Here is a 5,324-nt window from a genome sequence, read left to right as displayed (position 1 = left end):
TGACCTTCTGCGACAGGTCACCGTTCGCCACCGCCGTCGTCACCTGCGCGATGTCCCGCACCTGCGCGGTGAGGTTGCGGAACGCCGTGTTGACCGAGTCCGTCAGGTCCTTCCACGTCCCCGCAGCACCCGGCACCTGCGCCTGACCGCCCAGGATGCCCTCGGTGCCCACCTCGACGGCGGCCCGCGTCACCTCGTCGGCGAACGTCCGCAGCGTCTCCGTCATCGTGTTGATCGTGTCGGCGAGCTGCGCTACCTCACCCCGCGCGTTCACGGTGACCTTCTGCGAGAGGTCGCCGTTGGCCACCGCCGTCGTCACCCGGGCGATCTCCCGCACCTGCGAGGTCAGGTTGCCCGCCATGAGGTTCACGGAGTCCGTCAGGTCCTGCCAGACGCCGCCGACGCCCTCGACCCGGGCCTGGCCGCCCAGCTCACCCTCGGTGCCCACCTCCCGGGCCACCCGCGTCACCTCGGACTGGAACGAGGAGAGCTGGTCCACCATCGTGTTGACGGTGTTCTTCAGCTCCAGCATCTCGCCGGCGACGTGCACCGTCACCTTGCGGGACAGATCGCCCTTCGCGACCGCCGTCGTCACCAGGGCGATGTCGCGCACCTGCGCCGTCAGCCGCGAGGCCATCGTGTTGACGGAGTCCGTCAGGTCCTTCCAGGACCCGGACATGCCCCGCACCTTGGCCTGACCGCCGAGCTTGCCCTCGGTGCCCACCTCGCTGGCCACCCGCGTCACCTCGTCGGTGAACACCGAAAGCTGGTCCACCAGCCCGTTCACCGTCCGGGCGACCTTCAGGAACTCCCCGCGCAGCGCCCGCGGCGGCGAGCCGTCGGGCCCCTGCACCCGCAGGTCCATGCGCTGGCCGAGATCGCCCTCCGCGACGGCGGTGAGCACCCGCCCGACCTCGGAGACCGGTCGCACCAGGTCCTCCACGAGCGCGTTCGAGGCGTCCACGGCCGTCAGCCAGGACCCCTCGCAGGCCCCCGCCTCCAAGCGCTCGGTGAGACGCCCCTCGCGTCCGACGACGCGGCGCACCCGTGAGATCTCGTTCGCCAGGTGCAGGTTCCGGTCCGCGACCTCGTTGAAGATGGCCGAGATCTCCGCCATCGGCCCGTCACCCGCGACGGTGAGGCGCTTGCGGAAGTTGCCGTCCCGCATCGCGACGAGCGCCGTGCGCAGCCGGTCCAGAGAAGCCCTGTCGACTTCGACGGTTCCGCTCCTGCGGGCCCGCCCGCCCTTCGGTCGCGTGCTGGCGCTGCTGTGCGCCGCTCCGCTGGAGTCCACCGCGTCCCTCCTGCAGGGTCGACCATTCCGCCTGGCTGCCTCAACCAATCGTCCCAGTGTTTCACCTCGGCTGAAGGAGGCGATAACAGTTCGGCAGCATCGCACACGCCGGTGACATGACCGGCAGGGGGGAAACACCTGCGACCGGCGCCCGCGGGCCCGGTCGACGTCAGTACCCTGGCTCAGGCGACGGGACGGCCCGCCGCCGCAGCGAAACGGGCAGCGAACGGGCAAGGAGAGGGCGCCGGGGTGGACAAGCAGAGCGCCGGTCTGGGGCGAACCGGTCGCGTGGGCGCCCAGCGGACTCCCGAGAAGCGCGCAGAACCGACCAGCCGTACCGAGAAACCCATGGGGAGCGCAGTGATCACCGCACGGGCCGCAGCCACCTTCGAACCGGTGGGCCGCTCCGTCGCGGCCGCCCGCGGCTTCGTGCGCGACACCCTCCAGGGCTGGGGCCTGGCCGACATCGTGGACGACGCCGTGGTCCTCACCAGCGAGCTGGTCACCAACGCCGTCGTCCACGCCGGCACCTCCGCCGAGGTCGTGTGCCTCCGGGAGGACGACGGCGTCCGGATCGAGGTCGTGGACCGCTACCCGGAGCGCGAGGTGCCCATCCGCGACGCCACCCAGGCCCTGCCCGGGCCCGACCGCGAAGGTGGCCGCGGCCTCCTGCTGTGCGCCGCCCTCGCCACCCGCTGGGGCGTCGACTACACCGCCTCCGACAAGCGCGTCTGGTTCCGCCTCGCCCTCCCCGAACGCCCCGTGGGCACCCGCACCGCGGGCCCCGCGATCCCCGACGAGGCGCTGCCCGTCACCGAGACCCGGGTCCGCGTGGCCGTCGTCCAGATCGACCGCGCGGGGCTCGTCACCGTGTGGAACGAGGACGCGGAGGAACTGTCCGGCTACCCCGCCGAGCAGGTCGTCGGCAAGCACCTCACCGACTACGCCGCCTGGCCGCACACCCCCGGCACCGGCACCGGCATCGCCGAGGCCCTGCTGCTCTCCCGCTGGGAGGGCACCTACGGGCTGCGCTGCGCGGACGGCCGCACCGTCCCCGTCTACGCCTCGCATCTGCGCATCCGCGACGCCGAGGGCGAGCCGTCCACCGTCTGCCTCCTCGTCCGCGACCACGAGCGCGCCGTCCTCCAGAGCCCGGCGCGCTCCACGTCCTCGTCCGACGCCGGCGTCGGCAGCGGCGAGAGCCGGGAGCGTGCCACGGACCCGTTCGAGGTCTTCATCGGCTCCCCGGCCCCCGAGGATCTCGACGGTCTCCTCCAGCGCACCGTCGAGCGCGCCCGCGACATGCTCGACGGCGACGCCGCCTACCTGCTGCTCGCCACCGACGACGAGACCGAGCTGGAGGTCCGCGCCTCCACCGGGCTCACCTCCGCCCGGCACCGCTTCGCCCGCGTCCCCGTCGAGGCGGGCAGCGGACGCTACGGCAGCGCCCGCATGCCCTCCGTCCACGAGGACCTCACCTCCGTCCCCGGGGCGGTGCCGCTGCTCACCGGTACCGGCATGCGCTCCGTCGTCACCGTCCCGCTGAAGGTCGAGGGGCGGCTGACCGGATCACTCGGCGTCGCCGCCGAGACTCCCGGCCGCTACACCAACGAGGAGGCCCTGCGCCTCCAGTTCGCCGCCGACCGCATCGCACTCGCCGTCGAGTCCGCCCGGCTGACCGAGCTGGAGCGCCTGCGCCGCGGCTCCCTCTCCTTCCTGGTCGAGGCCTCCGACCTGCTGGCCGGCACCCTCGACCGCGATCAGACGCTGGCGCTCATGGCGCAGATGACCGTGCCCACCCTCGCCTCCTGGTGCGCCGTCTACACCATCGCCGAGCCCGCCTCCGACCCCGAACTCGCCTACGTCCTCCACGAGGACGAGGACCTCATCGACGGGCTGAAGGCCCTGCTGGCCAAGGTCGAACCGCCCGAGCCCGTCCTCTCCCCCGGTGCCCGAGGCTGGAGTGCCCCCGGCGAGGCGGCCCACTCCACCGCGCTGCGCACCTCCCTGCGCAGCCTGCTCCTCGGAGACGAGCAGATGTCGGCGCCCGGCGCCGGTCTCGCCACCGCCTCGGCCGTCGGCGGCGAGACCGTGGTGATGCCGCTCGTCGCCCGCAACCGGGTCATCGGCATGCTCACCCTCGGCAAGCCCACCGACGAGCGGTTCCGCCAGGAGATCCTCGAACTGGCCGAGGACCTCTCCCGCAGGGCGGCCCTGGCCCTCGACAACGCCCGGCTCTACTCCGAGCGCACCGCCATCAGCCAGTCGTTGCAGCGCAGCCTCCTCCCGCCGGAGCTGCCGCAGGTCCCCGGCGTCGAGGTGGAGGTCATCTACCGCGCGGCCGGCGAGGGCAACGAGGTCGGCGGCGACTTCTACGACCTCTTCCCCATCCGCGACGGCGCCTACGGCTTCGCCATCGGCGACGTGTGCGGAACCGGTCCGCAGGCCGCCGCCGTCACCGGGCTCGCCCGGCACGCCCTGCGGCTGCTCGCCCGCGAGGGCTTCACCGGTCCGGCCGTCCTGGAACGCCTCAACACCGCGATCCTCGACGAGGGTTCCCGCAGCCGCTTCCTCACCCTCCTCTACGGCGAGGTGTGGCCGCGGGAGGAGGGCGGCGCCCTCCTGAAGGTCGTCTGCGCCGGGCACCCCCTGCCGCTGCGGCTCCGCCAGGACGGCAGCGTCGAACCCGCCGCCGAACCGCAACCGCTCCTCGGCGTCATGGACGACCTGGAGCTGTACGAGCAGACGCTGACGCTCGACCCGGGCGACGTGCTGCTCTGCGTCACCGACGGCGTCACGGAACGCCGCGAGGGCACGCGCATGCTCGGCGACGACGGGCTGGCCGAATGCCTCACCACGTGCACGGGCCTGACCGCCGGTGCCGTCGCCGCACGCATCATGCGGGCCGTCGAGCGCTTCGCCTCCGATGCCCCGTCAGACGACATGGCCATCCTGGCGATGCGCGTCCCCGAGTAGTCGGCCCCTGGCCGCCCTGTGCCGAAACGGCGAAGGGCCCCCGCCATCAAGGCGGGGGCCCTTCTGCTGGAGCCCCAAAACGGAATCGAACCGTTGACCTTCTCCTTACCATGGAGACGCTCTGCCGACTGAGCTATTGGGGCCTGTCGACGGGTTAGAGCATACCCGACGCCGAAGCCTGCTCCCGACCGCCCCCGTGGCTTCCCAGCACGGGAACAAGAGCCTCACCACGAGGACAAGAGCGGCATCGGTTGGACGGTCTTCAGCACACGGGCTCGGGCAGCAAGCCGCCGAGGGCGTTGCAGGCCGACACCAACTTGTGCAACTGCCGTCGTGTGAGGCCCTCGTGGACGGGCAGCGCCAGTGACTCTGCGGCGGCCCGATCCGTCTCCGGCAGCCGCGCCTCGCTCCGGAAGCCCGCGATGCGGTGCGCCGGAGTCAGTATCGGCACCTCGCCCAGGATGCCGCGTGACCGCAGCGCGAGCCGGAAGGCGTCACGGTCCGGACGTCCGTTGCCCTGCACCCGCACCACGTACCGGGTGAACAGATGCTCGCGCCCGGGGGACACCGCCGGGGTCACCACCCCGGTGAGCCGCGCGTTCAGATACTCGGCGAGCTGGCGACGCCGGGAGGCTCCGGCCGCCGCACCAGCCTCGTCCCGCAGCTCGCGCGGGTCGATGACGACGATGTCATGACGCCGCGCCAGCTCTTCCAGCCCTTCCAGGTCGGGCGTCTGCCCGAACAGGGCGACGGGCAGTATCGCCTTCGTCCGTTCGGAGAGCACGTCCGCGACGGCCGCAGGATCGAGACAGAAGCTGGCGGCGTCGATATCCGCGAAAACCGGGACCGCGCCCTGCGAACGCACCAGTGCAGCTGCCCACTCCCCACCGTACGAGGGCAGCACCACCTCGTCGCCCGCTCTGACTCCGGCCGCGGCCACCACTGAGGTACCCATGCGCTGATGGTCACCACGACACATGAACAGCCGGTGACGGACAACAAAAAGCCCGGGGCCCTGGACAATAAATCCAGAACCCCGGGCTCTCACACATTG

Annotated in this window: 3 protein-coding genes and 1 tRNA gene; 1 reads left to right on the top strand and 3 read right to left on the bottom strand. The window is 72.1% G+C overall.

Features of this window, described 5'->3' with window-relative positions; genetic code table 11:
- Positions 1 to 1,168 (bottom strand): HAMP domain-containing protein (locus HPT28_RS26510; protein WP_257577845.1); only part of this gene is annotated, 1,168 nt, incomplete at its 3' end.
- Between the two features lie 474 nt (positions 1,169 to 1,642).
- On the opposite strand from HPT28_RS26510, the gene HPT28_RS00015 reads away from it, so the two are divergent.
- Positions 1,643 to 4,270 (top strand): SpoIIE family protein phosphatase, encoded by a 2,628-nt coding sequence (locus HPT28_RS00015; protein WP_219088098.1) that lies wholly within the window; start codon positions 1,643 to 1,645, stop codon positions 4,268 to 4,270.
- Positions 4,271 to 4,337: 67 nt separating this feature from the next.
- Here HPT28_RS00015 and HPT28_RS00010 read toward each other — a convergent pair.
- Together HPT28_RS00010 and HPT28_RS00005 are read right to left on the bottom strand one after the other, a co-directional pair.
- A tRNA-Thr gene (locus HPT28_RS00010) sits at positions 4,338 to 4,413 on the bottom strand.
- Between the two features lie 119 nt (positions 4,414 to 4,532).
- Positions 4,533 to 5,225 (bottom strand): DegT/DnrJ/EryC1/StrS family aminotransferase, encoded by a 693-nt coding sequence (locus tag HPT28_RS00005; RefSeq protein ID WP_219088097.1) that lies wholly within the window; start codon positions 5,223 to 5,225, stop codon positions 4,533 to 4,535.
- Between the last annotated feature and the right edge of the window lie 99 nt (positions 5,226 to 5,324).

The organism is Streptomyces sp. JJ38, assembly GCF_019303475.1.
Lineage (GTDB): Bacteria > Actinomycetota > Actinomycetes > Streptomycetales > Streptomycetaceae > Streptomyces.
The sequence above is the reverse complement of the archived record's forward strand: the minus strand, read 5'-3'. Positions and strand labels throughout refer to the sequence as shown.

Coding starts and splice junctions, on each gene's coding strand:
- HPT28_RS00015 (WP_219088098.1), top strand. CDS start 1,643: ATGGGGAGCGCAGTGATCACCGCACGGGCCGCAGCCACCTTCGAACCG.
- HPT28_RS00005 (WP_219088097.1), bottom strand. CDS start 5,225: ATGGGTACCTCAGTGGTGGCCGCGGCCGGAGTCAGAGCGGGCGACGAG.